Origin of the sequence: Alkanindiges illinoisensis, from assembly GCF_004377485.1 — a bacterium.
Classification (GTDB): domain Bacteria; phylum Pseudomonadota; class Gammaproteobacteria; order Pseudomonadales; family Moraxellaceae; genus Alkanindiges; species Alkanindiges illinoisensis_A.
Genome location: NZ_SNTY01000066.1, coordinates 1 through 1,384 on the forward strand (window position 1 = coordinate 1; position 1,384 = coordinate 1,384).

The 1,384-nt window shown below is 45.7% G+C and carries 2 protein-coding genes; both read left to right on the forward strand.

The window, feature by feature from the left end; all coding sequences use genetic code 11:
• Positions 1-475: KfrB domain-containing protein (locus E2B99_RS14655; RefSeq protein WP_430981480.1), on the forward strand; the 475-nt coding region annotated here is incomplete at its 5' end.
• A 19-nt stretch (positions 476-494) separates the two neighbouring features.
• Positions 495-1,384, forward strand: an 890-nt coding sequence (locus E2B99_RS12095) for a hypothetical protein (RefSeq protein ID WP_134245250.1), incomplete at its 3' end; no start/stop codon positions are given.

Here is a 1,384-nt window from a genome sequence, read left to right on the forward strand (position 1 = left end):
AATTACAAATGAATGCTTTGAACAAGCCGCCGGTGGAAAGGCAGAATTCCAAAGACTCACACGAGGAACAGATGGACAATCTGATGGACACAATGGCGGCCAACTTGAATCGCATGAGCCAGGACGAAAATTACCGCAAGGAAGTGGCAGCCAGGGCGACAACCCCACAAGACAGCAGCAAGAAGCCATCTTAAAGCTCAGGGCTGTTGCCTTACACGTTGGTGCAGACGTCAGGCAGCAAATGCCTGGCGAAACCAAGGGCAAGATCGTGGCGGAAACCAGTGGTTTTATCTTGCAGCGTTTAGGCGAGAGTAGTAAGTTTTTTATGGTTCACGACAAGTCATCACTGGTCACTGTTCCCCGGATCGACGATGAGGTAAAAATTCTGCATCGCAAAGACCCTAATCAAAAGGCCAGGGTAGAGCTGGTCAATCAAACCCAATCACAGAGCCAAAATAAAGGCCGTACCCGATAATTTTTAGAATGGTAAAATAATGAGTGCATCTAATATTGTTGAAAATTTTGCGGTAACATCAATTTGTTTTAGTCCTGATGGTGAGCGACTGGCCACAGCCGGTTATTCCACAACGGAACTTAATATATGGCAGCTTGGCCAGAATCCCCAGAAAATTGCCACACTTGATTTAGCTGATACCCAAAATCCGGTAAATTCAATTAGCTGGAGCCAGAATTATTTATCAGCCATTGCCAATACTGCCCAAGAAATTTTTATCTTTGATCAGCAATTTAACAAGGTAAAGACCTTAACCAAAGGCATTAGCCGCGAGATTCTGGTTAACCAGTTTAACCACAATGGCCGTGAGCTGCTGGTGGCCACCAGACGACCATTAAACCAGAGCCTAAAAAAACAGGGCTTAACAGCCGTGCCTGATATGGTGATTTACACCACGCCAAACTGGAATAGCCAGGCCTTTGAAAGTGGCTTTCACATCTTTGGGGCGAGCTGGCTGAGCGATCTTGTCGTTGTTGCCGGTAATGACCGTGCAAATGAGCACCAGTTTTCAGTGGTGGTATTTAATCCGGCCACTGGCCAGCAACATAAAATCAGTCTGGGCGCGCCTGCTGATGAAGCACGCTTAGCAGTATTGGAAGATAAGCATAAGATTGGCGTCACCTTTAAGGTGAATAATGACAGTGACGGGACGTTTGAAAGTCATTTTTATGTACTGCATTATAATAAGGACACCGGCAACTTTCAGGTTTTGCATTCAGCAACCCTGACCAGTCCTGACCAGTTTGTTAATGTTGCCTTTACCAGTGAATACACCATTTTAGACACCTATATTAATGGCCAGTCCAAGGCTGAAAGTCTGGATGCTTTAGGCAATATGCAGCATGAGCAAACCTTCCAGTATCCAACCAC